This is a genomic window from Streptomyces hokutonensis, from assembly GCF_000376565.1.
In the GTDB taxonomy this organism is placed as follows: domain Bacteria; phylum Actinomycetota; class Actinomycetes; order Streptomycetales; family Streptomycetaceae; genus Streptomyces; species Streptomyces hokutonensis.
Window position 1 is genome coordinate 32,044 of the sequence record NZ_BARG01000025.1, and the last position, 24,125, is coordinate 56,168.

Genomic DNA, 24,125 nt, shown 5'->3' on the forward strand with positions numbered 1-24,125 from the left:
AGTGCAACGACTCAACTTTTGAACTCGGTTCACCATGGGGGGTAGGATGGTGGTCATGACCGAGACCCGGAGCGAGCCCGTCCCGGTGGGACGCCGCGAACGCAAGAAGGCCGCCACCCGCCAGGCCATCGCCGACGCCGCCCTGCGGCTGTTCCTGGAACGCGGCTACGACGACGTCGGCATCCGCGAGATCGCGGACGCCGCGGACGTCTCCACCACCACCCTTTTCAAGCACTTCCCCGTCAAGGAAGCCCTGGTCTTCGACGAGGACGCCGACCAGGAGACCCGGCTGCTCGCCGCCGTACGCGAACGCCCCGACGGTCAGTCGATCCCCGCCGCCCTGCGCGAGCACGCACTGCACCACCGCAGGGCCGCGGCCGGTGATGACCCCCGTTTCACCGCCTTCTTCGACCTGATCAACAACACCCCGGCCCTGCGCGACTACGCCCAGGCCATGTGGCTGCGGCACAGCGCCGCCCTGGCCCGGGCCATCGCCGAGGACAGCGGCCTTCCCTCCGACGACCCCGCATGCGCCGCCCTGGCCCACTTCGCCCTCGAAGCCCCCCGCGCCGCCCGCGGGCACGGCGACACCGAGGAAGCCGTCACCCGCGCCTTCGACCTGCTGGACAAGGGCTGGAGCGCGGTCGCCGCCGGCCGGTGAGCCGGGCGCCCTTTCCCGCACCGATCGGCCCTCTTCGGTAGGTCGGGAGCCGCTCGGACGCTCACCCGTCCGGCCCGGTCCTGCTGCACGGAGCGGGCCTTCGGCCGAGGCTGAGGTGGCTGACCGCGCGCCGGTGAAGCGCCCGCGCGTCCGCGTGAGCCGCCCGGGGCGCAGCATCGAAAGGACGGCGTTCATGGCGAAGGCGTATCTGGTGGGAAGCGGTATCGCGTCGCTGTCGGCGGCGGCGTTCCTGATCCGTGAGGGCGGGTTCGCCGGGTCGGACATCGTGATCCTGGAGGAGCAGGACCGCAAGGGCGGCAGCCTGGACGCGGCCGGCTCGCCCGAGACCGGCTACACGATGCGCGGCGGCCGGATGTTCGAGGTCCACTTCGACTGCACCTACGACCTGTTGGGCTCGATCCCCTCCCTGGACGACCCGTCGAAGTCGGTGACCGAGGACACCTTCGCCTTCCACGAGGACTTCGCCTGGGACGACCACGCCCGGCTCGTCGACGCGGCGGGCAAGGTCGTCGACTCGCACTCGATGGGCTTCTCCGAGCGCGACCGGCTGGAACTGGTCAAGTGCGTCGGCACCCCGGAGAAACTGCTCGACGGCAAACGCATCACCGACTGCTTCAGCGAGGGATTCTTCCGCACCAACTTCTGGTGGATGTGGTGCACCACGTTCGCCTTCGAACCCTGGCACAGCGCCATCGAGTTCCGCCGCTATCTCAACCGCTTCGTGCACCTCTTCAAGACCTTCGACTCCATGTCGGGGATCTACCGGACCCGCTTCAACCAGTACGACTCCATCGTCCGCCCGCTCCTGAAGTGGCTCACCGGGCAGGGCGTGACCGTCCAACTCGGCACGCGGGTCACCGACTTGAGGCTCGCCGAGGGCGACGCTCTCACCGTCGAGGCGTTCACCTGGACGCGGGAGGGCCGCAGCGAGGAGACGGTTCTCGCTCCCGGCGATCTGGTGCTGGTCACCAACGGCTCGATGACCGCCGACTCGACACTCGGCTCGACCGACACGGCGCCCGTGCTCGACACCTCCGGCGCGGCCGGCGCCTGGCAGTTGTGGAAGACGCTCGCGGCGAAACGACCGGGCCGGCTGGGCGACCCGTCGGTCTTCAACTCCTCCATCACGGACTCGACTTGGGCGTCCTTCACGGTGACGACGAAGGACCCGACCTTCTTCGAGCTGATGGAGAAGTTCAGCGGCAGCGAGGCCGGCAAGGGCGGGCTGATCACCTTCAAGGACTCCAACTGGCTGCTGACCATCGTCCTCAACCACCAGCCGCACTTCCGTGAGCAGCCCGAGGATACGTTCGTGTGGTGGGGCTACGGCCTCTTCCCGGACAGGGAGGGCGACTTCGTCCGCAAGCCGATGCGCGAGTGCACCGGCCGCGAGATCCTGGACGAGGTGCTGCGGCATCTGCGGTTCGAGGAAGGCCCGCAGATCCTCGACCACTCGATCGTGATCCCGGCGCTGATGCCGTACATCACCAGCCAGTTCCTGGTCCGCAGCGCGGGAGACCGCCCGCAGGTCGTCCCGGAGGGCTCCACGAACCTGGCCTTCATCGGCCAGTACGCCGAGGTCCCCGACGACGTCGTCTTCACCGTCGAGTACTCGGTCCGCACCGCCTGGACCGCCGTGGCGGGACTGCTCGGCCTGGACCGGCAGCCGCCACCGGTCTACAAGGGCGGGCACGACCCGAAGGTCCTGGTCGAGGCGCTGGGGACCATGCACCGCCGGTGAGTTGACGGCTTGCACGGTTGCGCCGGTCCTGGTTGTCCCGGGGCCGGCGCAGCCGTGTGTGCCGCCGGGCGCGCGGTCGTCGATGTCTGCCCTCGCGTGATTTCCGCGTACGTCGAGTGCGGACCGGCCGGCTCCTGAACAACCCTGGGCCGGGTCGGCCCGCGAAAGACGAAGTGGAGTCCCGGCGTGGACAACCCCCGCTCCGGCGCGCTCAGTCCGGACGGGTGGTGCACGTTCGGCCACGCAAACACCGGGCTCCTGCACACCAAGCTCCGCGAATCTCCCGCACCGGACGGCCCCCGCGTGTCGCCCTTTGCACAGGCGGTCGTGAGCACGACAGAATCGCCCTCGAGCGTGAGGACGGTGATCGCCGGCGCCCGCTCAAGGCCATCGCGGACCAGCGCAGGCGACCGCGGACGACCACGACGTCTTCGACACTTCGACGTCGTAGCGGCCGCGCAGGAATTCACCGCCCCAGTACCGGAAGGACGACATGACGGCCTCCTCCGAGGATCCGACGGGGGAGGCCGCCACGGCCGCCCGGACCGACCAGCCCGACACCGCGCCGCTGCCCCTGCCACGCCGGTCGAGGGGCCCCTCGGCGATCGCCGAGGCCGCCGCCGCGCTGGGACCCGCTCCCGCTCCCGCCTCCGACCCCGGGTCCGCGCCTCCGCCGCCCATGTCTGCGGCGGCGGCCGAGTTCGCGGCATCCACGGAGCGCGCGCCGGACGCCGGGACATTAGGGAGACGTACCGACCTCTTCGCAGGCGATCTGACCGACCGCCGCGCCGGCGCCACACCCGCCCCGAGCCGCTCCGTCCCCCGACCCGCACAGCGCCGCCGCCGGATGCTGTTCGCCGTCGCGGCAACCGCCGCCGTCCTGCTGACCGGCACCCTCTTCCTCATGGACGACGACGGCAAGGGACGTTCGGCGGCCGGCACCGGATCGGACACCGTCCGGGGCAGCGGACAGAACGAGGGCGTGACCGACTCGTCCGACTCCGCCTCGCCGTCGGGTGAATCCTCCGCACTTGAAGCCGACTCCACCCGGCAGCCGACCCCGAAGGCCGGTTCGTCGGCATCAGGGAAGAACACCGCTGATGCCACGGCCAGTTCGAAGGCCGGCACCAAGAACGGCGTTGCGCCGTCCGGGAGTTCCTCGCCGGCCGCCGATTCCGCCGCCGCTGCCAAGGGTGTTCTGCTCCGGGGGCACGGCTCCGGCCGCTGCATCGACGTGACCGGAGGCAAGCCGGTGGACCACACCCGCCTGCAGATCTGGGACTGCACGGGTGCCGCCCGGCAGAAGTGGCAGTTGGGGGCGGACGGAACGGTTCGCGCTCTGGGCAAGTGCATGGACGTCGACGGCGGTTCGCGGTCGGACGGCGCGTGGATCAAGCTCGTCACCTGCAACGGCACCGGGGCCCAGCGGTTCCGGCTCACCGCCGCGGACGATCTCGTCAACATCCAGGCCGACAAGTGCGTCGACGTCACGGACGCGGGGACCGCCAACGGCGCGGAACTGCAACTGTGGAGCTGTACCGGCGGGGACAACCAGAAGTGGAGCACGGGCTGACGGCACATCCCCTGGGTGTGTTGTCCGGAGAGGTTGGCTGACGTGGGCACGCGGGGGCGGGGCTACCGATACGTCGGTCCGGCCGAGTTGAAGGCCGCGGTGCGGCCTGGTGGCGGCGGGCGTCGGATCGGCTCGGCGAGTGATTTCGCCGGCTGGATCGTGGAGCAGTCCGTGGCGGAGCTGACCGAGCCGTTCACGTTCGTGGTCGGTATGGACGGCGCGCTGAGGCTGGCGCCCCGGCGCAGCGAGCACGTGGCCTGTGCCGGCGGGGACATGGTTCTGGGCGCCGGCGAGATCAGCTTCCTGTGCGAGGCGGGCCGGTGGACCGTGAGCGAGGTCAGCAACCAGTCCACCGGGTACTGCCCGGACGTCAACTCCTGGGCGGAGGTGGCCCGTTCACTGGATGCTGCGGAGCTCCGGAGGCCTTCCGGCTTCACCTACGAGGTCGTGTTCCGGCGGTGCCCCGACTGCCGGGAACACAACATCGTGCGTGAGGACGACTTCGTCTGCGTCTTCTGCGGCAGCGATCTGCCCGCCGCGTGGAACGTGGATCCCACGGCGTGACGGCCGAGGATCACAGAAACCGATACACCGCCTAGGCGGACGCGGACGCCACGAAGAACGGAATCGCGACGAGGAAGCGGCCCGCCTCCGCACGACGACGCTGTTCCGCGAGCCACTCGTCCGCCCGGTCACGGTCGACGGCGCCGCCTGCGCAGGCCGGTTCGGCGAGCCGCGCGAGGAGCGGGAGCATCGCGGGGGCGGTGAACACGCCCGGCCGACCAGCCGCCTCAGGACGCGTCCCGCACCGGGAACTCCAGCCGCAGTTCGTAGCCGCCGTCGGCCGTGGGGCCCGCGCTGACGCTGCCGCCGAGCAGTTCGGCACGCTGGCGCAGGCCGACCAGGCCGTGGTGGGAGCCGGGGAGGGGGAGCGCGGGGCGTTGCGGGGCGGAGTTGACGACCACGACGTGTACGGTCCCGTCCTGCTGCCCGATCCGGATCGCGGCCCTGGAACCGGGAGCGTGCTTGCGAATGTTGGTCAGCGCTTCCTGGACGGTGCGGTAGACCGCGCGCTGCACCGCGGGCGGGAGTTCCTGCGGCAGTTCGGCCCGTAGTTCGGCCTCGATGCCGCTGCCGTCGACCAGTTGGGGCAGGTCGGCGAGCAAGGGCTGCGGCGTCAGTTCGGTGGGGCGGCTGCCGGCGGCGCGCAACACGCCGACCATGTGCCGCAGTTCGTCCAGCGTCCGCACGGCGAGCCGCCGGATGTCGGCCGCGGCCTCCTTCGTCTCCGGGTCCCGGTTGCCCACCTGGAGCGCCCCCGCCCGTACGGCGATCAGGCTGACCTGGTGGGAGACGACATCGTGCATCTCCCGGGCCAGTTGGGCGCGTTCCTTGGCCAGCACGTTCTGGGCGAGCAGCCGGCGTTCGTGCTCGCGCGCCTCGGTGATCTCGGTGAGGCGCAGTCCGAGTTCGCGCCGGGCCTGGACGAGCTGTCCGAGGAAGACGGGGGCCGTCGCCGTGGCCAGACTGTAGGTGATCGTGATGAGCGTCGAGGCGTCCGTCGGGTCGGCGAACTCCGGTACCGGCCACGACCACGCCGTGGTGTCGCCGACCGTGAACACCGCCGCGCAGCCGGCCAGCAGGACACGGCGGCGGGAGAGCGAGGCCAGGGTGTACAGCGCGGCGAGGGTGGCGAACACGGAGTCCGTGACGAAGGTGGCCGGCAGCGCCAACAGATAGGTCAGCAGCGGCAGTCGGTGACGCAGCACGAGGGAGAAGGCGCCCAGCAGGGCGCAGGCCATGGCGATACGGTCGCCGGGGTCGACGTGGACCCAGACGTCCAGCAGGGCGGCGGCGAGCAGCGCGGCGTCGAGCCAGGGAGCGGGCGGGCGGCGGGGAGTCATCGGCCCTCCGGCGCCGGCGGCGATTCCCTGAGCAGGCCGGCGCGGTCGGCGAGCAGCGCCGCCTGGACCCGGCTGCCCACCTCCAACTTGGCCAGGACGGCGCTCACATGGTCCTTGACCGTCGCGGAACTGAGGTGCATCCGCTCGGCGATCCCGGTGTTGGACAGCCCCTCGGCGACCAGGACGAGCACGGTCCGCTCGCGCTCGGTCAGCCGGCCGATGCCGAGGGCGGCCGGGCCGCGCGGATCGGCGTCCAGATAACCGCCGACGACGGTACGGGTGACCTTGGCCGACAGGACGACCCCGCCGTCGGCCAAGGAACGTATGAGATACGGCAGTTGCTCGGGATCGGTGTCCTTCAGCAGAAAGCCGGACGCGCCGGAGCGCAGGGCCGCCGCCACGTACTGGTCCATGTCGAAGGTCGTGAGCATCGCGACCACCGGCGGCTCCGCCATGCGGCGCAGTTCGGCCAGCACGGTGAGCCCGTCCACGTCCGGCATCCGGATGTCGAGCAGCACGACGTCCGGACGCGTCTCCCGCACGGTACGGACCGCCGCGCCGCCGGACACGGCCGCCACCACCTCGATGTCGTCCGCGGCATCGAGGATGTGCCGGAAGCCCGTACGGACCATGGCCTCGTCGTCGACCACCAGAACCCGGATCATGTGCGCACCGCTCCCCGCCCGATCACTGTCGGACCGCTACGACGCCGGGATCCGCCCAGCGGTTCCGCGAGTGCTTCCGCGCGCCGCCCCTCGGCGGGGGTGCCCCGCCGATCGGCGGGGTCAACTCCGGTCAGCTGCCGGATGGTTGGGAAGCCCGCCGCGCCCGATCCTGAAGCACATGACACAACCAGCGCCGCCGGTCTTACCCCACCCGCCCCCGCAACCGCCCTCGCACACACCGGACCCCCCGCCGCCCTCCCGCACACCGCCGACAGGACGGCTCGTCGCCGTCGACCTGGCCCGCGGACTCGCGGTCCTCGGCATGTACGCCGCGCACGTCGGCCCCGATCCCGCCGTCGGCGGGCCACTGGGCTTCGCCATGGAGCTGGCACGCGGCCGTTCCTCCGCCCTGTTCGCGCTGCTCGCCGGGTTCTCGCTGGTGCTCATCACCGGTCGCCCGGAACCCCGCACCGGACGCGCGGGGCGGCAGGCCGTGGGCCGGATCGTCGTCCGCGCGCTCGTCCTGATGGCACTGGGCTACGCCCTGACCGCGCTGAACACCGACGTCGACGTGATCCTGTCCTGCTACGGCCTTCTCTTCCTCCTCCTGCTGCCGCTGCACCGGCTGAGCGCCCGGACACTGGCGGCCGTCGCCACCGCCGGCGCGCTCGTCCTGCCCCAACTGCTGTACGCGGTACGGCAGTCCATCGAGGGCGGCGACTGGGCCGACGCCGTCGTCGCCGCCGATCCACTCGCCGGGGTCACCGGCACCGACGGCTTCATGGACCTGCTCTTCACCGGCGCGTACCCGGTGCTCACCTGGATGCCGTTCATGGTCGCGGGCATGGCACTGGCCCGCCTCGACCTCACCCGGGCCGGGCTCCGCTCCCGCCTGCTCCTCACCGGCGGCGCCCTGACCGTGCTCGGCTACGGCGGTTCCTGGCTGGCCCTGCACCTCGTCCCGCACGCGCTCACCGCGGTCGGCGCGGCGACGAACGGCGGTTCCGCATCCTCGGCCTGGTGGTCCGACACCGTAGGAGACCTCGGCGACGACACCCCGGCCGCCTGGCTCCTGGTGGCCGCACCGCACAGCCAGACGACGTTCTCCATCCTCGGCAACACGGGCGTCGCGCTCACCGTCGTAGCCCTCTGCCTCTGGACGACGGACCGGCTGCCCCGGCTCACCCGCTTGACCGCATCCGTGACCTCGGTCGGCATGACCGCGCTGACCGCCTACGTCCTGCACATCCTCGCCATCCGCGCCGTCGGCATGGAGGAGTCGACAGGCCCGGCGCTGCTGTCCCTGTTCGTCTTCATCACCACCTCCCTGCTCCTGGCGACCGCCTGGACCCGACGGTTCCGCCGCGGCCCGCTGGAACACCTGCTCCACGGCACGACCCGCATCGCCGACCGCATCATGTGATCCCGCCGGCCGGACCCGGTGGCTTCGTGCCGGTCACTGTGACTCCTAGGATGAGGCGTTGCTGGCTGCCCGCCTTGAGGGCGCCGACCATGGGGGCCATGACCCCGTCATCCCGTTCTGCGGCCGCCGTCCGAAGCGCGGGCGGTTCCGCGCAGCCGGCCGTCGGCCTGACCAGGGCCGGTCTCGCCGTGCTGATCACCGCGGTCTTCCTGCCTCAGGTCGACTTCTTCATCGTCAACGTCGCACTCCCCACGATCCAGTCGTCGCTCGCGGCGAGTCCTGGCGCGCTCGAACTCGTCGTCGCCGGCTACGGGACCGCCTATGCCGCGACACTGGTTCTCGGCGGGCGGCTGGGCGACATGATCGGCCGCCGGCGGATGCTGCTGACAGGGCTGTCCGCCTTCGTGCTCACCTCGCTGGTCTGCGGCGTGGCTCCCGGGATCGGTGTTCTGCTCGCGGCGCGGATCCTGCAGGGGGTCGCGGCGGGCCTGGTCGTCCCCCAGGTGATCGCGACGCTCCACGCGACGCTGAGCGGTGAACGGCGGCACCGGGCCCTGGGGCTGTACAGCTCGGCCGCGGGCGCGGCGATCGTGGTCGGCCAGCTCGTCGGTGGCCTGCTGGTGACCGCCGACGTCGCGGGCACCGGATGGCGGCCGATCTTCCTGGTCAACGTGCCGGTCGGTGCGGTGGCCCTCATCGCGGCCCGGCGTCTCGTCCCGGCGTCCCGCTCACCGCACCCGCTCGGGCTCGATCTGGTGGGGACGCTGCTGTTCGCCGGGACGCTGGTGGCCTTGCTGGTGCCGCTCGCGGAGGGACCGACGATCGGTTGGCCTCCGTGGAGCTGGGGCGTGCTGGCGCTGGTACCGGTGCTCGCGGCGGCGACGGTCGTCGTGGAACGCCGCGCCGAGGCGGCCGGGCGGGTTCCGCTGTTGCCTCCTTCGCTGCTGCGGCTGCGGTCGATGAGGCGCGGCTTCACGATGCACCTCCCCTTCATGCTCACCTACGGCGCCTTCATGTTCGTGTTCGCCCTCACCGTCCAGACGGGCCTGCACAGCGGGGTGCTCGGCGGGGGTCTCGCGGTTCTGCCGCTGGCGGTCGCCTACTTCACCGGGTCCCTCGCCGCGCCGCGCGTCATCGCCCGGTTCGGCGCTCGTCGCGTCGTCGCCGTCGCCGCGGTGGCCGTCGCCCTCGGCCTCCTGGTGCTCGTCCTGGTCACCGTGACCACGTGGCCGTACACCGACTACTGGGCGTTCGCACCGGGACTCGTACTGGCCGGGGCCGGCCAGGCGCTCGTCTTCGCCTGTCTCTTCCGGCTGATCCTGCTCGACGTTCCGGAGCATCTGGTGGGGGTCGGGGGCGGTGTGGTCACCACGGTGCAACAGTCCGGTCTGGCGCTCGGGGTGGCGACACTGGGCACGTTGTTCGTCGGGCTCGAGAAGACCGGCGTCGGCACCGCCTTCGTGGTGTCGCTCGCGGTCCAGGCCGCGATCATGCTCGCGATCGCGGCCGGCTCGTTCGCCCTGCCCCACCTGAATGCGCGACCGGGGGAGACCGGGGTCGTGGTCGATGTGTGACCGCCCGCGGACCGCAGGAGTGGCGTGGCCCAGAACGGGTTGATCCGCCGCCGCGGCTGATCGTCGGGCACGCGCCGCTGACCGGGGGGCGAACGGCGAGACGGTGGCCGATGCCGCTCCGGCCGGTCTGCTGCGCAGCGGGGGGCTGACCCGACGACGGGGCCGACTGAGCGCGGGGCCGGCTCAGCCGGCGTCGGCGACCAGCCTGGTCAGCCGCTCGTCGGTGTCCGGGTCCGCGGGGAGCAGCACCTGTAGCCGGGTCGTAGAGCCGGGCGCGACCCACGTGTTGGAGACGGTGAAGGTCATCCGACCGACCTCCGGGTGGTCGATCCGGCGCGGCACACCGGCGTCGACTCCGCGGACGGAGTGCCGGTCCCACAGTTCGGCGAACTCCGGCGACTCCGCGCGCAGCCGCGAAACCAGCGCCTTCCATCGGCCGTCGTCGACGTGCTCGGCCATCGCGACGCGCAGATTCGCGACCTGGCGAGCAGCGGCCTGCTCCCAGTCGACGACGCGCTCGCGCCAGCGGGGCTCGGTGAAGGTGAGCCAGACGCAGTTGCGCTGTGCGATCGGCACCTCGTCGAGGTCGGTGATCAGCAGGCGCATCGCGCTGTTGTAGGCGAGCAGGTCGAACTTGCCGTTCTGGACGCAGGCGGGGTACGGGTCGAGCTTGTCCAGCACCGCGTGCAACTCGGTGCTCACGGCGTTGCACTCCACGACCACCGCGTCGTCCGCGGCACCGGCGAGCCGGTAGAGGTGGTGGCGCTCGTCGTGGTCCAGGCGCAGCGTGCGGGCGAGGGCGTTGAGCACCTGCGGCGAGGGGCGTACGTCGCGGGCCTGCTCCAGGGCCGTGTACCAGGTGACGCTCATCCCGGCGTGCTGAGCGACCTCCTCCCTGCGCAGACCGGGGGTGCGCCGCCGAGTGACCGCCATGACACCGAGCTCGGTCGGCGACATGCGCTCGCGCCGGCTGCGCAGGAAGACGGCCAGCTCTCGGCGCCGCACAGCCGCGCCGTCGGAGGCGACACGGCTCTCGAGACCGATGGCACGGGCGGAATCGGGCGACGGGTCGGCAGGCTCCTCGGGCCGCGGCACGGTGTACACAACCATCAGGATCCTCCGGAGACCGATCGGCCTCCACTCAGTCGTGAAACTAGTATCAGCAGTGACTTGATACCAGTCTTGAAGGCGGAAACGATACGGCCATCGGCCTTGTGCACCCTGCTCAGAAGGAGCTCTCCCATCGTGTCCGCCGTTACGTCCTCCGCGCCGCATCCCGCTGACGCACGCCACCTGCTCGTGATCGGTGCCGGCCCCGGCATCGGTGCCGCCACCGCTCGTCGCTTCGCCCGCGACGGATACCGCGTGACCCTGGCGGCCCGGCACCGGGACAAGCTCGAGGAACTCGCCGCCGACCTGCGCCCGACCGGGGCCGAGGTGGCCGTCCTCCGCGTCGACGCGGCCGACCCCGGGCAGCTGCGCGAGGCGTTGGGCTCGCTCTACGCGGCTCCGAACCCGCCCGGCGTCGTGCTGTACAACGTTGCCCAGCTGACGCCCGACGACCTTCTGTCGGCCGCGCCCGAGGACCTGCTGGGCGCCTACACGGTCGACGTCGTCGGTGGGGTGGTGGCCGCCCAGGTCGCGGTGCCGGCCCTGCGAGCCGCCGGCGGCGGCACCTTGTTGTTCACCGGTGGCGGTCTGGCCGACCAGCCGCACCCGAGCCTCGCCACGTTGTCCCTGGGCAAGCTGGGGCTGCGCGGGGTCGCGAACCTGCTGGGCACCCAGCTGGCCGACGAGGGTATTCGGGTCTTCACCCTCACGGTCAACGGGATGGTGGAGCCGGGCACCCCGTTCGACCCCGAGCACATCGCTGAGCGGTACCGGCGGGCGATCGATGACGCCAAGCCGGGATTCACCGACGAACACTTCAACGGCGTCTGAGCGTCGAGGCAGCCGACCTCTGCGGCTAGCCGAGCGCCTTGGCGATGGCCCGCATTGCTTCCGCGAGATCGGGCAGGGTCGAGCGCGGGACGTGATCGAGGACGCGCGCGCGGACGCTGCCCAGGTGCACGGGGTAGGCCCGCTGCAGTCTCTCCAACCCCTTCGCCGTGAGGATGACCTCGACACCCCGCGCGTCACCCGCGGAACGTCTCTTGATCACCAGGCCGTCGGCAGCGAGGGCGTCGACCAGACGCGTCGTCCTGCTGCCCGACAGGTAGACACGGTTGGCGAGTTCAGTGACCCGCAGTACCTGATCGGGTGCTTCGGACAGGTGCGTCAGGGCACTGTACGTACTGAGTGAGATGTTCGCGCCGCGTTGCAAGTCGTCGTCGAGGTACCGCGGCGCCAGCACGAAGAAGCGGGCGAGATCTCGCCATGCCGGCTCCTCCACATCGTCCAAGGGCTGAAGGTTCGTGGGTGGGCCATCCGTCATGCCGTCAGCATACTTGCAGTTGCAGGCAGCTATTTCATGCCGATACCTCAACCTGCCCGGGGCCGCCGTCGCCCCGCTCCAGGTCAAACGATTTGAGAGCGTCACGCTTGGTGCCGAATAGAAGCCCCGCCATCACACAACGTTACTTGCCTGCGCAGACATCGATTGCTAGGTTGGCTGTTGCCGCAGCTGGAATGGGGAGCCGTCCCACGGCTCGCGGCAGTTCTGACACGCCACTCGACGAAGGGCACCCATGTCATGTCGACTTCCGCGACCGCTCTCCAGGCGCCGCCGACCGGGCGGTACATCATCGACGGCTCGGCATCGACCGTCACCTTCACGACCAGGCACATGTTCGGCCTCGGCAAGGTCCGTGGCCGCTTCACTGTGACGCACGGCGTGATCGTCGTCCCCGACCAGGTCGACGACTCCACCGTGGACGCCGAGATCTCCGCTTCGAGTTTCTCGACCCGGAACTTCATCAGGGACCCCCAGGTGAGGTCCTCCCTGTTCCTCCATGTCCGCCGCCACCCGACGATCTTCTTCCGGACCAACGGCATTCAGCGCCGGACGGACAGCTGCACGGTCTCGGGAACCCTGACGGTGAAGGGCAAGCCGGCGCTCGTCGATCTCACGGTGACGGACATCGACGTCACGGGCTCGTCGGCCGTCTTCACGGCCCACGGGACGATCGACCGGTACGCGCTCGGAATCACCAAGATGCGCGGCATGGCGGCCCGCTATCTGTCCGTCGAAATCAGCGCCCGTGCCAACAGGGCCTGAACAGCCCCGGCACGCGAACCGTTCGACGCCCTGAAATCCCGTGCGTCGCTCGAGCAGGCACCCGCCTGCCCCAGTACCGGCTGAACGGCGAATTCAGGTACTGCGTTCCGCCGGAACTGCCCATGTACCCCATCGGTTTGCCCAAGACCCCTTTCTGCCCATCCGGAAGAGAGACCATGGCAAAGATCATTGTCACGGCAGGCCCTGTGCCGGGCCATGTCGTACCCCTCGCGGCGATCGCGGCCGACCTGACGAAGCGCGGACATGAGGTTCTCTTCTACACGGGGGCCCAGTTCGCAGAGCCGATCAGCGCGACCGGGGCGCGGTTCGTCCCGCACCCGGCGGAGGTCGACGTCACGGTCGGCGCCCTGGACGCCGAGCTCAAGGAGCGCGAGAAGCTCGCCCCGCTCGACCGTATCGTTTTCGACATCAAGCACCTCGCGGCCGACCAGGCGCCGATCCACGACAGGCGCCTCCAAGAGCTGCTCACCGAGTTCCCCGCGACCGTGGTGATCAGCGAGCCGATGTCCTTCTGGACGCTGCCGACGGCCCTGCGCGCTTCCCGCGGTCGGCGTCCCCTCCTGGTGAACATAGGTATCGCGCCGCCCGCCTTCGGCAGCGTGGACACCGCGCCCTTCGGGCCGGGGCTGCTCCCGCCCACCACCGACGAGGAACGTGCCCGTTACGACGACATGCGCGTCCAGATGGGCGCGTTCTTCGCCGATCCGCAGAAGTACGTGGAAGGCGTCTTCACCTCGATGGGCGTCACATTGCCCGCTCCCCTCTTCGATGCCATGGCCACGGTCCCCGACCACCTGCTTCAGCTGACCGTTCCCGCCTTCGAGTACCCGCGCAGTGACGCCCCGGCGGGCTTCCGCTTCATAGGGCCCCTGCCGGCCGCCGTCGACAGCGAGTTCGAACTCCCCGACTGGTGGGCGGAGTTGTCCTCCGAACGGCCGGTCGTCGTCGTCACGCAGGGCACCGTGGAGAACGGCGACCTGTCCCAGCTCCTCGTGCCCACGCTCCGTGCGCTGGCGGACGCGGACGCGACCGTCGTGGCCGCGACGGCACGCCCCGACGGCCCCGACATGGTCCGGGCGGCGCTGGACGGTCAGGTTCCCGCCAACGTCCGCCTCGCCGGGTTCGTGCCCTTCGAGCAGTTGCTGCCGCTCGCCGACGTCCTGGTGACCAACGCCGGCTACGGCGGTGTCCAGACCGCGCTGCGGCACGGGGTCCCGCTCGTCGTCGGTGGTGAGACCGAGGACAAGCCCGAGGTCGCCGCCCGGGTCGAGTGGTCCGGCGTCGGGGTCAACCTGCACACGGCCCGCCCCGAGGCGGTCGCCGTCCGGGCCGCCGTGGACGACGTACTGAACGACCCGCGATACCGCAGGCGTGCGAGCGAGATCCGGAGTCAGTGCGCCGAGTACCGGCCCTTCGACGCCATCGCCGAAATCGTCGAGCGGGCCACGGCGGCGGTTGAGCAGCCACGACTCGGCCTGCGGCGGGAAGGGGACGGGCTGTGACGGTCGCACCCTTCGCTCTGATGCAGCTCAGCTCGGGGCTGTTCGCGAGCAAGACACTCGCCGTCGCTGTTCAGCTGGACGTGTTCAGCCTGGCGACGGGCGACGGGATCACCGTCGAGGAGTTCGCCGCCGCACGGGAGTTGCGGACACGTCCGGCGGGGATGCTGCTCACCGGATGCGCGGGCCTGGGGCTGCTGGAGAAGGACGGGGACCGCTTCCTGGCCTCGCCACTGGCGCGCGAGTTTCTGGTCCCCGGAACCCGCTACTACTTCGGCGATTTCGTCACCATGCTGGACGAACGGGTCTACGCGGGCTGGATGCGTCTCGCCGAGGCGGTGCACACCGACGCACCGACCGTATGGGACTCCACGCAGCGGGATTCGCTGTTCGACGACGCCGATCCCGTGACGGTGCGGACGTTCTGGCGGGGCATGCACTCGCTGTCGACGTACACGGCCCGGGCTGTCGCCGAGGCGTACGACTTCGGGTCGGTGCGGCGGTTGCTGGATGTCGGTGGTGGCGGTGCCGCGTTCACGATCGAGCTGTGCCGGGCCTATCCGAGGCTCGAAGCGACGGTCTACGACCTGCCGTTCGTGTGCGAGCAGACGGCGGAGCGGATCGCCGAGGCGGGCCTCAGTGACCGGATCACCTGCGTGGCCGGAGACTTCTTCGCCGATGAGAAGCTGCCCGGCGGACACGACGTAGCCCTCCTGTCGTCGGTGTTGCACGACTGGAGCGCCGCGGAGAACCAGGTCATCCTGGACAAGGTCGCGGCGGCGCTCCCGGACGGAGGCCGGATCCTCGTCGCCGAACTGCTGATGGACGACGACGAGTCGGGACCCGCGCCTGCCGCGCTGTTCAACCTGCTGATGCTGGTGGAGACGCGACATGGCAGGAACTACGCGGGCGCCGAGTACGAGCGCTGGCTGCGGGCGGCCGGATGTGCTGCGGTGGAACGCGTTCCGGTCGCCGGGGTGAGCGCGAACGCCCTCGTCGTGGGGACCGTCGCCCGGCCGGCGTATAGAGGGGCCGGCACACAGCGATCGATGTGAAGTCGTTGCTGGTCACCGGGCTCGGAGGAAAGCAGGGGGGCGGCGCTCGCCGGGCGGAGTGTTGGGGTTCAGCCGGCGAGGCGGGAGCGGTCCGTTGAGGTGTGGGGCGCGTCGAGATGTTCCAGCAGGAGTCCTTCGCGGGTGGACCAGGGGCAGATTTCTACGCGCTTGGCCCCGCAGGCTTCCATGAGGGCTTGAGCGATCAGGGCTCCGGCCAGGGACTGTTCGGCCCGGTGCCGGGAGATGCCCGGCAGCTTGCCGCGGCGGGACGGCTTCGCCCCGGCCAACAGGGCGGAGGAAGCGCGCAGTTGGGGCAGAGCCAACTGCCGTCCGGCTCGCGGCGCCTTGCCCCGGGCTGCGGCGAGCCGGGCGAGCTGTTCGAAGGTCTTCGAGCAGGCCAGCACCCGCACGCCGGGGTCGGCCCGCGGCAGGTCGGGAACGGCTTCGAGGGATCGCTGCAGGTACTTGCGGATCTCGGCCAGGCGGCGCGGGGACGGTGTGGTGTTGCCGGGCAGCCAGTCCCGGGTGATCCTGCGCGCGCCGAGCGGCAGCGAGTACACCGTGTCGGGCTGGTCTCCGGTGCCGGAGGCGATCTCCAGGGTGCCGCCGCCGATGTCCAGGACGAGCAGGGGACCGGCCGCCGGGCCCGCCCACCGGCGGGCGGCCACGTAGGCCAGCCGTGCCTCCTCCTCGCCGGTCAGCACGCGCAGGCGGGTGCCCGTGGTGCGTGCCACGCGCGCGATGATCGCGTCACGGTTGGGGGCGTCCCGGATGACGGAGGTGGCGAAGGCGAACACTTCCGGTCCGCGCCGACGTGGATCTGCGGCGACGGCCTCGGCCACTGCCCGCTCGACGCTGTGCACGCCGGCCTGGTCCAGCCGTCCCTTGTGGTCGAGGGTCTCGTGCAGTCTCAGCCGCACCTTGCGGGAGAACACCGGCTCCAGCACCGCACCCGGGCGCCGCCGTACGACCGTCAGCAGAGCACTGTGGCATCCGACATCGAGCACACCTGCCTGCCGCACCCCATCGCCTCCTCTGACCCCGCGCTCGGCATGACCGGCTTCGTCTCCCGTCCTCCGACAGTCCGGACGACGGCATGACGGCGATTCCGGCCCATCCCATGAGCATATCGTCACCGGTCGTACACCCTCCGACCGGTTCCCGGAGCAGTGGCCCTGATCGCGGGCGGGTGCTGACGCCCGGACCGGCGGGAGGAGGCCCGCGACCTCCTCCCGCGGCTGTCAGGCGTCGGCCCGGACGTCCACCTGGTCCGTGTAGAAGGCGACGTGACCGGCGATGTCCGCGACGGCGTCGTACGGCTCGGGGTAGAACCACACGGCGTCGGCCCGCACGCCGTCGGCGAGGGTGAGGCTGTAGTACGACGCGTCGCCCTTGTAGGGGCAGTACGTGCGGGTGGCGCTGTCCGTGAGCAGGGTCCGGTCGACGTCGTCGAGCGGGATGTAGTGCACCGGCGGGTAGTTGGCCTCGCGCAGTGTCAGGGCCCGCGCGGTGTCGGCGACGACATGTGTGCCGACGCGGGCCACCACGCGCACGCCGGTGGCCTCGATGGTGATCGGGTGGTCGGGTCCGGGGATCTTGGGTTGCCGTGTCGTCATCGTCATCTTCCTTTGTCCTGTGGGTGGTTCAGCCGGCGATGAGGTCGAACTCGTTGCCCTCGACATCGGCGAACGTGGTCCACCGGGCACCGCCGTGTACGACGTCGTGGAGCCTGGTCGCCCCGAGGGCGATCAGGCGCTCGGTCTCGCCCTCGTAGTCGCCGGTGATCAGATCCGGGTGGAACCGGTTCTTGACGCTCTTGGCCTCGGGTACCTGGTGGAAGGCCAGCCGCGGTCCGCCGGCGGGGTCGCCGGCCTCCACGACGGCATCGTGCTCGTCGGCCCCGTCGGCGACCTTGCGGTCCAGGACAGCGGCCCAGAACTGCGCGGCGCGTGCGGCGTCGGTGGCGTCGAAGGACACGCCGAAGAAGGTCGTACTCATGCTCCACTCCTCAAACCTGCGGATTGATTAGACCAGTCTGTCTGTGCAGTGTCGCAACCGTAGATGCCGCCTCTGGTGCACGTCAAACGCCATCGATAGAGGCGCCTGGCAGGAGATCTTCCGTGGTGGAGTTGACGAGACCAGACAGGTCTGTTTAGCTCATTCACGAGAGCAGACAGACCGGTCTACTCACTCAGAAGGAAGTGCGGCCATGACCGACACACATACAGCCCTGGTCACAGGCGCGACGTCCGGGATCGGCCGGGCCGCGGCGCTGAAGCTCGCCCGGGACGGATTCAAGGTCCTGGTCCACGGCCGCGACGCGGACCGCGGGGCCGCGGTGGTCAAGGAGATCGAGGGGGCAGGCGGCAGCGCCGAGTTCCTCGCCGCCGACCTCACCGACGTCCGCGCGATCATGCAGCTGGGGGCCGCGGCCAAGGGCGTCGACGTCCTCGTCAACAACGCCGGGTTCTCCTGGTTCAGGCCCACCGCGGACCTGGAGCCCGACACATTCGACGCGCTGTTCGACGCCAACGTGCGCAGCGCCTACTACCTCACGGCCGTCATCGCGCCGGCGATGGCCGAGCGCGGCGAGGGCGTCGTGATCAACCTGGGCAGCATGGCCGGGCAGATCGGCCTGGCAGGCGGCGCCGCCTACAGCGCCACCAAGGCCGCACTCACCTCGCTGACCCGTTCCTGGGCCGCCGAGTACAGCCCGCGCGGTGTGCGGATCAACACCATCGCCCCCGGACCCGTCTACACCGGCGGCTCCGACAGGGAGAACATCACGGCCCTGGGCACGACCACCCTCCTGGCCCGCGCCGCGGAAGGCGAGGAGATCGCCGACGTCATCGCGTTCCTGGCCTCGCCGGCCGCTCGCTATGTCACCGGCGCCGTCGTCCCCGCCGACGGCGGACGCACCGCCGTCTGACCGCCACCACACCTACAGAAACCGAGCACAGCAATGGACAACCCCGTCGTACTGATCACCGGCGCGCTCACCGGCATCGGCCGCGCGGCCGCCGTCGCCTTCGCCAAGCAGGGCGCGAACGTGGTCGTCGCCGGCCGCCGTGACGAGGCGGGCAAGGCGCTGGTCGAGGAACTGCGCGGGCTCGGCTCGTGGGCCGAGTTCGTCAACGCCGACGTCCGCAACGAGGACGAGGTGCGCGCCATGGTCGACGAGACCGTCGCACGGTTCGGCCGGCTCGACGTCGCGGTGAACAACGCCGGCACCGAAGGCCGGCCCAGCCCGATCACCGACCAGAGCGCGGAGACGTACAACGCGACGTTCGACACGAACGTCCTGGGCGTGCTCCTGAGCATGAAGCACCAGGTCCGCGTCATGCAGGAACAGGGCAGCGGCAGCATCGTCAACATCTCCTCGACCTACGGCCACGAGGGCGCCGCCGGGGCCTCGGTCTACGTCGGCAGCAAGCACGCCGTCGAAGGCATCACCAAGTCGGTGGCCCTGGAGGTCGCCGCCTCGGGAATCCGGGTCAACGGCGTGGCTCCGGGGCCGACGGACACCGGCATGCTGACCCGCTTCACCGGCACGCCGCAGAACAAGGCGGCCCTGGTGAGCGAGGTTCCGCTGGCCCGCCTCGGCCTGTCGGAGGAGGTCGCCGCCGCGATCGTGTTCATCGCCTCCGACGAGGCGTCGTTCATCACCGGCCACATCCTCAACGCCGACGGCGGCCACAGCGCCAACTGAGCCGCTCCCGACGCAGAACCCCTGCGTGCCCGGACGGCCCACCGCCCCGCCTCCACACGCTGATCCGAGGAGAAGCGCCACCATGACCGACCACACCCACGACACCGCCCCCACCCGGTTCGCCGAGGCCGGCGGCATCCGTTTCGCCTACCGCCGCTTCGGCAACGCGGCCGCAGGCCGGACCCCCGTCGTCTTCTTCCAGCACTTCATCGGCAACCTCGACGACCACGACCCGGCGATCAGCGACGGATTCGCCGCCGACCGCGAGGTCATCCTGTTCAACAACACCGGAGTCGCCTCCACCAGCGGCCTCGTCCCGGACACCGTCGAGCAGATGGCCACCGACGCGGGCATCTTCGTCGACGCCCTCGGGCTGACGAGAGTGGACCTCGTCGGCCACTCCATGGGCGGCCTGGTCGCCCAGCAGGTCGCCATCCAGCGCCCCGACTTGGCCCGCAGGCTCGTCCTGGTCGGCACCGGCCCGCGCGGTGGCGTGGGCATCGGCGAGACGTCGGCGGAGACCGCCGCCCTGTTCACCGTCAAGCTGCCCCGGCAGGAAGACATGTGGCTGCCGGTCCTGTTCGCCCCGACGCAGACCAGCCAGAAGCTGGGCCGCGCCTACGTCGAGCGGATCGTGGCCCGCAAGGACCGCGACGACTCCCCGTTCGGCGAGCAGGTCTACGCCGGCCAGGGCGCCGCGATCCACACCTACGGCGCCACGAAGGACCCCGCGTACGCGGTCCTGAAGAACATCACGATCCCGGTCCTGGTGGTCAACGGCACCGACGACATCGTCATCCCCACGATCAACTCGTACATCCTCCAGCAGTTCCTCCCGGACGCCGAGCTGATCCTCTACCCGGACGCCAACCACGGAGCCCACTTCCAGTACCCCGAGCGGTTCGTCACCCACACGAAGCTCTTCCTCGACCGATAGGACCTCACCGGCGACATAGAAGGCCCCGCACGAGCAGAGGCGGTCACCGCAGCACGGTGACGGCCTCTGCCCTGTAGCGCGGGAAGACAGGTCTGTCTGGCTTTGTTGCACGGGGTGGGAGGCGAACGGGCCCTCCGCAGGGAGTCGTAGACTGGACCGTCAGTCTGAAAGAAGGAAGTGACCATGCCCACCAAGGCCACCGCCTCGAAGCCGTCCGTGCGTGAACGTCTGCTGGCCGCCGCCGACGAGCTGTTCTACAGCGAGGGCGTGCAGACGGTGGGCATCGACCGCATCGTGCAGAAGGCCGGCGTGGCCAAGGCATCGCTCTACAACCTGTTCGGCAGCAAGGAGGAGCTCGTGCAGGCGTACCTCGACGCCCGCCACGACCGCACCCGTGAGCAGATCGAGCGTGTCCTGACCCGGTTCCGGACGCCGCGCGAGCGGCTGCTCGGCGTCTTCGACGGGCAGGGCCAGCTGTTCACCGAGCCCGGCTTCAACGGCTGCGCGCACATGACGGCCAGCGCGGAGGTACGACCCGGCAGCCCTGTCGAGGGCGCCGCCGACCGGTACCGCCTCTGGGTCCGGACCCTGTTCACGGACCTGGCGCGGGAGGCCGGCGTCGCCGATCCCGAAGAGCTGGCACGCCAGCTCCATCTGCTGTACGACGGCGCCGGGATCTCGGCCCGGATGGACCGCGACCCGTCCGCGGCAACGACCGCCCGCGCGGCAGCCGCAGCGCTGTTCGACGCCGCGGTCAAGAACAAGGAACCGGGCGACGCCGGGCAGTGACCGGGTGAGACACCGAAGCCCTCGCCGACGACTGACATCGCGGCGGTGGTGACGGCCCCCGGCGCGTATCAGGCGCCGTCGTCGGTCCTGGCCTGCCATGCGCGCGGGGACATCCCGTACGCCGCCCGGAACACCCTGCTGAAGTGCGCGGGGTTGGCGAAGCCCCAGCGGTGCGCGACGGCGGACACGGTCGGGCTCATGCGGCCGGGGCGGCTCAGCTCGCGCCGGCACTCCTCCAGGCGGCGGTGCTGGATCCAGCGGCTGACGGTGGGGCCCTCGTCCTGGAAGAGCCGGTGCAGGTAGCGCACGGAGATCCGGTGGGCGGCGGCGATCGATTCCGGCGAGAGGTCGGGATCGGCGAGGTGGTGGTCGATGAAGGACCGGATGCGCACCAGCAGTGCGCGGTGGGCGGCGTCCGTGTCGGCGGTGTCCCGGCCGAGGTGCTCGGCGATGAGGGTGGTGAGCAGGTCCACGGCGTTGCGCGCGAGCATTTCGCCGACCGGAGGGCGGCAAGCAGTGGCTCCGGCGGCGAGACCGGCCAGGAAGGGTGCCACCAGGGCGGCCGGTCCCTCGTCGCCGCGGAGGGTGATGCCGGTGATGCGCCGCAGGTCGGACTCCCGGAGCCCGAGCGCCTGGCGCGGCAGCTGGAAGACCTTCATCTGGAAGCGGTCGGGGAAGCTCAGCGTGTACGGCCGGGTCGTGTCGTAGAAGGCGAAGTCGCCCGGCCGCAGGACGGCGTCCCGGCCGTCCTGGGTGATGACGGCGGGGCCGTACCCCTGGAGGCCGATGAGCATGTACTCGGCGCTGTCCCGGGCGATCAGCCTCGGAGTACGGAAGACCCGCTCCGGGTCGGCGTCCACGGTGGAGATCTGGAGGTGGCCGAGGCGGTCGGTCCTGACCGCTCCGGAGAAGGGCGCGTCCGAGGGGGTCTTCGGGGTGGAGACGTCCAGGGGCACGAACGTGCGCCAGACGGCATCGTGCCAGTAGGCCCGCCGCTCGCCCGCGGGCACGGAGTCCGTGGAAAGGACAAGGCTCACGGCGCCTCCACCGGTGACCGACGTGCTCGTCCTATATAGCCTCGCCCAGCGCTTCTCCGGGGTCACGTGCGCGTATCGGTTTTGTGACCCACCGGCCCGCGAAGGCGCGAGTTCCCTCTCGGGCAAGTTCCGGTGCGCTGACGGTCAAGTCGCGGCCGTCGGGCGGATCACGCTTCGGGTCACGGACAGTTCGTCGAAGGAGCGCGCCATGCCGAGAACGGCCCCACCGGGGCACACCCCTCGCTTCACCGCCTACAGCGCCCGGTTCCCGCAGGGCACGGACGCCTTCGTCTTCGCGCAGTACGGCTGCCAGGCGCCGTCCCGGGAGGAGGCCGAGAAGGGCGCGGCGGGCCTCGCCGCGCTGTTCACCGGGCCGGACGGGCCGGACCTGGTCGACCGCGGATCGTTCCACGACACCGCCGGAGCGCACAACGTGGCGTTGCTGGCGTACTGGTACGACCCGAGCCGCCACCGGCGCTGGCGGGAGTCGGAAACCGTCCGCGCCGCCTGGGACGGCCTCCCCGCGCTGGGTCCGGTCGGGCACTGGCGCGAAGAGTCGGTCATCCCCGTCGAGCGGAACGAGACACTGCACACCCACCGCCGTGAGGACTACGCGACCAGCGGTCTTTCGCAGTCCGGCGCCCTCGGACTCCCCGAGACCCAGGTGCACGACTACTGGGGCGCCGCCCGCGACCGCATCGAGGCGTCGGCCACCGAGGCGCTGGAGCCCGAGCTGCCGGTTTTCGAACCGCAGGATCCCGGGACCCGGGAGACCCGTGGCCGCCGTATCAGCGTCGACGTGCCGGGAAACGTGGCGCTGATCCGCACCGCGCAGGACTGGTCGGCCAGCACGCTCTACCGCGAGACGTACCTGGCCGACGTCAAGCCGGTCAAGGACCGGGGCGTCGACTTCCTGGCGGAGAACGCCGGATCCGGCTGTATCGCCGCCCGCAACCTCACCGAGGAGGCCGCCGACGGCGCGCCGCTCGACCGCGCCTGCACCATCGCCTGGTTCGCCTCGCTCGAACACCTGATGACCTGGTGCCGGTCGCACCGCACGCACCTGGACATCTACGCCAGCTTCTTCCGGATGGTCGGCGGCGGGGAAGGTCCGCTGGACGTCGCGTTCTGGCACGAGGTCTCCGTACTGCCGAGCGGCTCGGTGACCGCCGAGTACGTCAACTGCGACCCGCGCACCGGCTTTCTGCCGCTGTCCCCAACCACCTGACGACAGAGGAGAGTTGACCATGGTCGAGTACACAGGGGCCTTCAAGGCGGCCGCCGTCCAGGCCGAGCCGGTATGGCTCGACGCCGACGCCACGATCGACAAGAGCATCGGCCTGATCGAGGAGGCCGCCCGTGCGGGGGCCCAACTCATCGCCTTCCCCGAGACCTTCGTCCCCGGCTACCCCTGGTGGCTGTGGCTGGACTCCCCGGCCGCCGGCATGCAGTTCGTCGGGCGCTACCACGAGAACTCCCTCACCCTGGACGGCCCGCGCTTCCGGCGCCTCCTCGACGCCGCACGTACGAACTCCATCGCGGTGGCCCTCGGATTCAGCGAACGCGGCGGCGGCAGCCTGTACATGGGGCAGGCGGTCATCTCCGCCGACGGCAAGCTCGTCGGCGCCCGCCGCAAACTCAAGCCCACCCACGTGGAACGCACCATGTTCGGGGAGGGCGACGGCTCCGACCTGGTGGTCCACGACACCGAACTCGGCCGCGTCGGTGCCCTGTGCTGCTGGGAACACCTCCAACCGCTCTCCAAATACGCCATGTTCAGCCAGCACGAGCAGGTGCACGTGGCCGCCTGGCCGAGCTTCTCCGTGTACAAGGGGGCGGCCTACGCGCTCGGCCCGGAGGTCAACACCGCCGCCTCGCAGATCTACGCCGCCGAGGGCCAGGTCTTCGTCCTCGCCCCGTGCGCCGTGGTCGGCGAGGCGGCCATCGAGCTGTTCTGCGACACCCCTGTCAAGCAGCAACTGCTGCAACGCGGCGGCGGGTTCGCCCGGATCTACGGTCCCGACGGCCGCCCGCTGGCCGATCCGCTGCCCGAGGACGCCGAGGGCATCCTGTACGCCGACATCGACCTGACCGCGATCCCGTTCGCCAAGGCCGCCGCCGACCCGGTCGGGCACTACGCCCGCCCCGACGTCACCCGGCTCCTCCTCAACCGCGCCGAGCGACGCCCGGTGGAGTACGCCACCTACGGCGGCCCACCGGCCGAGCACTTCGATGACGCCGAGGCGATCATCACGGAGCCGGAGCGAGAGGCGGAGGTGACAGCGGTCGGCTGACGCCG

At 70.8% G+C, this 24,125-nt stretch carries 25 protein-coding genes; 16 read left to right on the plus strand and 9 right to left on the minus strand.

The window, feature by feature from the left end:
• Window positions 1–55 precede the first annotated feature (55 nt).
• The 4 genes from SSP08S_RS14095 (at window position 56) to SSP08S_RS14110 (ending at window position 4,560) form a co-directional block, all read left to right on the plus strand.
• Window positions 56–661 (plus strand): TetR/AcrR family transcriptional regulator, encoded by a 606-nt coding sequence (locus SSP08S_RS14095; RefSeq protein ID WP_019068251.1) that lies wholly within the window; start codon window positions 56–58, stop codon window positions 659–661.
• 193 nt (window positions 662–854) lie between these two features.
• Window positions 855–2,423 carry an oleate hydratase gene (locus tag SSP08S_RS14100; protein WP_019068252.1) on the plus strand — a complete coding sequence of 523 codons (1,569 nt, stop codon included), beginning with the start codon at window positions 855–857 and terminating at the stop codon, window positions 2,421–2,423.
• Between the two features lie 493 nt (window positions 2,424–2,916).
• The gene (locus SSP08S_RS14105) at window positions 2,917–3,996 is read left to right on the plus strand and encodes a ricin-type beta-trefoil lectin domain protein (protein WP_019068253.1); all 1,080 of its coding nucleotides are present in this window, start codon (window positions 2,917–2,919) and stop codon (window positions 3,994–3,996) included.
• 42 nt (window positions 3,997–4,038) lie between these two features.
• The gene (locus SSP08S_RS14110) at window positions 4,039–4,560 is read left to right on the plus strand and encodes a hypothetical protein (RefSeq protein ID WP_019068254.1); all 522 of its coding nucleotides are present in this window, start codon (window positions 4,039–4,041) and stop codon (window positions 4,558–4,560) included.
• Window positions 4,561–4,591: 31 nt separating this feature from the next.
• On the opposite strand, the gene SSP08S_RS62535 is transcribed toward SSP08S_RS14110, so the two are convergent.
• Genes SSP08S_RS62535 through SSP08S_RS14125 form a run of 3 tightly spaced genes read right to left on the minus strand, consistent with a single transcriptional unit; the run spans window position 4,592 to window position 6,565 of the window.
• Entirely contained in the window at window positions 4,592–4,768 is a 177-nt protein-coding gene (locus SSP08S_RS62535) for a hypothetical protein (protein ID WP_019068255.1), read from the minus strand.
• Between the two features lie 19 nt (window positions 4,769–4,787).
• Window positions 4,788–5,900: a sensor histidine kinase gene (locus SSP08S_RS14120; RefSeq protein ID WP_019068256.1), complete on the minus strand. Its 1,113-nt coding sequence runs from the start codon at window positions 5,898–5,900 to the stop codon at window positions 4,788–4,790.
• The gene (locus SSP08S_RS14125) at window positions 5,897–6,565 is read right to left on the minus strand and encodes a response regulator (protein ID WP_019068257.1); all 669 of its coding nucleotides are present in this window, start codon (window positions 6,563–6,565) and stop codon (window positions 5,897–5,899) included. The genes SSP08S_RS14120 and SSP08S_RS14125 overlap by 4 nt, the downstream gene beginning before the upstream one ends.
• A 178-nt stretch (window positions 6,566–6,743) precedes the next feature.
• Here SSP08S_RS14125 and SSP08S_RS14130 point away from each other — a divergent pair, with 178 nt between their 5' ends.
• Entirely contained in the window at window positions 6,744–7,988 is a 1,245-nt protein-coding gene (locus tag SSP08S_RS14130) for a DUF418 domain-containing protein (RefSeq protein ID WP_043259449.1), read from the plus strand.
• 98 nt (window positions 7,989–8,086) lie between these two features.
• Complete coding sequence (locus SSP08S_RS55295; protein ID WP_019068259.1) at window positions 8,087–9,562, plus strand: MFS transporter; 1,476 nt, start codon at window positions 8,087–8,089, stop codon at window positions 9,560–9,562.
• A 183-nt stretch (window positions 9,563–9,745) separates the two neighbouring features.
• Here the strand turns inward: SSP08S_RS55295 and SSP08S_RS61700 are convergent, their stop codons facing one another.
• Window positions 9,746–10,672 (minus strand): helix-turn-helix transcriptional regulator, encoded by a 927-nt coding sequence (locus SSP08S_RS61700; RefSeq protein WP_019068260.1) that lies wholly within the window; start codon window positions 10,670–10,672, stop codon window positions 9,746–9,748.
• 135 nt (window positions 10,673–10,807) lie between these two features.
• On the opposite strand from SSP08S_RS61700, the gene SSP08S_RS61705 reads away from it, so the two are divergent.
• Window positions 10,808–11,503, plus strand: a complete 696-nt coding sequence (locus SSP08S_RS61705; RefSeq protein ID WP_019068261.1) for an SDR family NAD(P)-dependent oxidoreductase — start codon at window positions 10,808–10,810, stop codon at window positions 11,501–11,503.
• A 25-nt stretch (window positions 11,504–11,528) separates the two neighbouring features.
• Here the strand turns inward: SSP08S_RS61705 and SSP08S_RS55305 are convergent, their stop codons facing one another.
• Window positions 11,529–11,996 carry a MarR family winged helix-turn-helix transcriptional regulator gene (locus SSP08S_RS55305; protein ID WP_043259450.1) on the minus strand — a complete coding sequence of 156 codons (468 nt, stop codon included), beginning with the start codon at window positions 11,994–11,996 and terminating at the stop codon, window positions 11,529–11,531.
• Window positions 11,997–12,254: 258 nt separating this feature from the next.
• Here SSP08S_RS55305 and SSP08S_RS14155 point away from each other — a divergent pair, with 258 nt between their 5' ends.
• The 3 genes from SSP08S_RS14155 to SSP08S_RS55310 all read left to right on the plus strand — a co-directional run bounded on the left by SSP08S_RS14155 (window position 12,255) and on the right by SSP08S_RS55310 (window position 15,354).
• Window positions 12,255–12,779, plus strand: coding sequence for a YceI family protein (locus tag SSP08S_RS14155; RefSeq protein ID WP_019068263.1), 525 nt, complete (start codon window positions 12,255–12,257; stop codon window positions 12,777–12,779).
• Between the two features lie 176 nt (window positions 12,780–12,955).
• Window positions 12,956–14,302, plus strand: coding sequence for a glycosyltransferase (locus SSP08S_RS14160; protein WP_026178483.1), 1,347 nt, complete (start codon window positions 12,956–12,958; stop codon window positions 14,300–14,302).
• A complete protein-coding gene (locus tag SSP08S_RS55310; protein ID WP_019068265.1) occupies window positions 14,299–15,354 on the plus strand; it encodes a methyltransferase in 1,056 nt (351 codons plus the stop codon). The genes SSP08S_RS14160 and SSP08S_RS55310 overlap by 4 nt, the downstream gene beginning before the upstream one ends.
• 68 nt (window positions 15,355–15,422) lie before the next feature.
• Here the strand turns inward: SSP08S_RS55310 and SSP08S_RS14170 are convergent, their stop codons facing one another.
• From SSP08S_RS14170 to SSP08S_RS14180, 3 genes are all read right to left on the minus strand, one after another.
• Window positions 15,423–16,376: a Ppx/GppA phosphatase family protein gene (locus SSP08S_RS14170; protein ID WP_019068266.1), complete on the minus strand. Its 954-nt coding sequence runs from the start codon at window positions 16,374–16,376 to the stop codon at window positions 15,423–15,425.
• A 219-nt stretch (window positions 16,377–16,595) separates the two neighbouring features.
• Window positions 16,596–16,970, minus strand: coding sequence for a DUF427 domain-containing protein (locus SSP08S_RS14175; protein WP_019068267.1), 375 nt, complete (start codon window positions 16,968–16,970; stop codon window positions 16,596–16,598).
• A 28-nt stretch (window positions 16,971–16,998) separates the two neighbouring features.
• Window positions 16,999–17,352 carry a VOC family protein gene (locus SSP08S_RS14180; RefSeq protein WP_019068268.1) on the minus strand — a complete coding sequence of 118 codons (354 nt, stop codon included), beginning with the start codon at window positions 17,350–17,352 and terminating at the stop codon, window positions 16,999–17,001.
• 211 nt (window positions 17,353–17,563) lie between these two features.
• On the opposite strand from SSP08S_RS14180, the gene SSP08S_RS14185 reads away from it, so the two are divergent.
• The 4 genes from SSP08S_RS14185 (at window position 17,564) to SSP08S_RS14200 (ending at window position 20,789) form a co-directional block, all read left to right on the plus strand.
• Window positions 17,564–18,283 carry an SDR family NAD(P)-dependent oxidoreductase gene (locus SSP08S_RS14185; protein WP_019068269.1) on the plus strand — a complete coding sequence of 240 codons (720 nt, stop codon included), beginning with the start codon at window positions 17,564–17,566 and terminating at the stop codon, window positions 18,281–18,283.
• A gap of 33 nt (window positions 18,284–18,316) precedes the next feature.
• A complete protein-coding gene (locus SSP08S_RS14190; RefSeq protein ID WP_019068270.1) occupies window positions 18,317–19,063 on the plus strand; it encodes an SDR family NAD(P)-dependent oxidoreductase in 747 nt (248 codons plus the stop codon).
• Window positions 19,064–19,145: 82 nt separating this feature from the next.
• Window positions 19,146–20,000, plus strand: coding sequence for an alpha/beta fold hydrolase (locus SSP08S_RS14195; protein ID WP_019068271.1), 855 nt, complete (start codon window positions 19,146–19,148; stop codon window positions 19,998–20,000).
• A gap of 183 nt (window positions 20,001–20,183) precedes the next feature.
• Window positions 20,184–20,789 (plus strand): TetR/AcrR family transcriptional regulator, encoded by a 606-nt coding sequence (locus tag SSP08S_RS14200; RefSeq protein ID WP_019068272.1) that lies wholly within the window; start codon window positions 20,184–20,186, stop codon window positions 20,787–20,789.
• A 68-nt stretch (window positions 20,790–20,857) separates the two neighbouring features.
• Here the strand turns inward: SSP08S_RS14200 and SSP08S_RS14205 are convergent, their stop codons facing one another.
• Window positions 20,858–21,826: an AraC-like ligand-binding domain-containing protein gene (locus SSP08S_RS14205; RefSeq protein WP_019068273.1), complete on the minus strand. Its 969-nt coding sequence runs from the start codon at window positions 21,824–21,826 to the stop codon at window positions 20,858–20,860.
• A gap of 208 nt (window positions 21,827–22,034) precedes the next feature.
• Between SSP08S_RS14205 and SSP08S_RS14210 the strand changes: the two genes are divergently transcribed.
• Together SSP08S_RS14210 and SSP08S_RS14215 are read left to right on the plus strand one after the other, a co-directional pair.
• Window positions 22,035–23,054, plus strand: a complete 1,020-nt coding sequence (locus tag SSP08S_RS14210) for a phenylacetaldoxime dehydratase family protein (protein ID WP_019068274.1) — start codon at window positions 22,035–22,037, stop codon at window positions 23,052–23,054.
• A gap of 19 nt (window positions 23,055–23,073) precedes the next feature.
• Window positions 23,074–24,120, plus strand: coding sequence for a carbon-nitrogen hydrolase family protein (locus tag SSP08S_RS14215; protein ID WP_019068275.1), 1,047 nt, complete (start codon window positions 23,074–23,076; stop codon window positions 24,118–24,120).
• The last annotated feature ends 5 nt before the right edge of the window (window positions 24,121–24,125 follow it).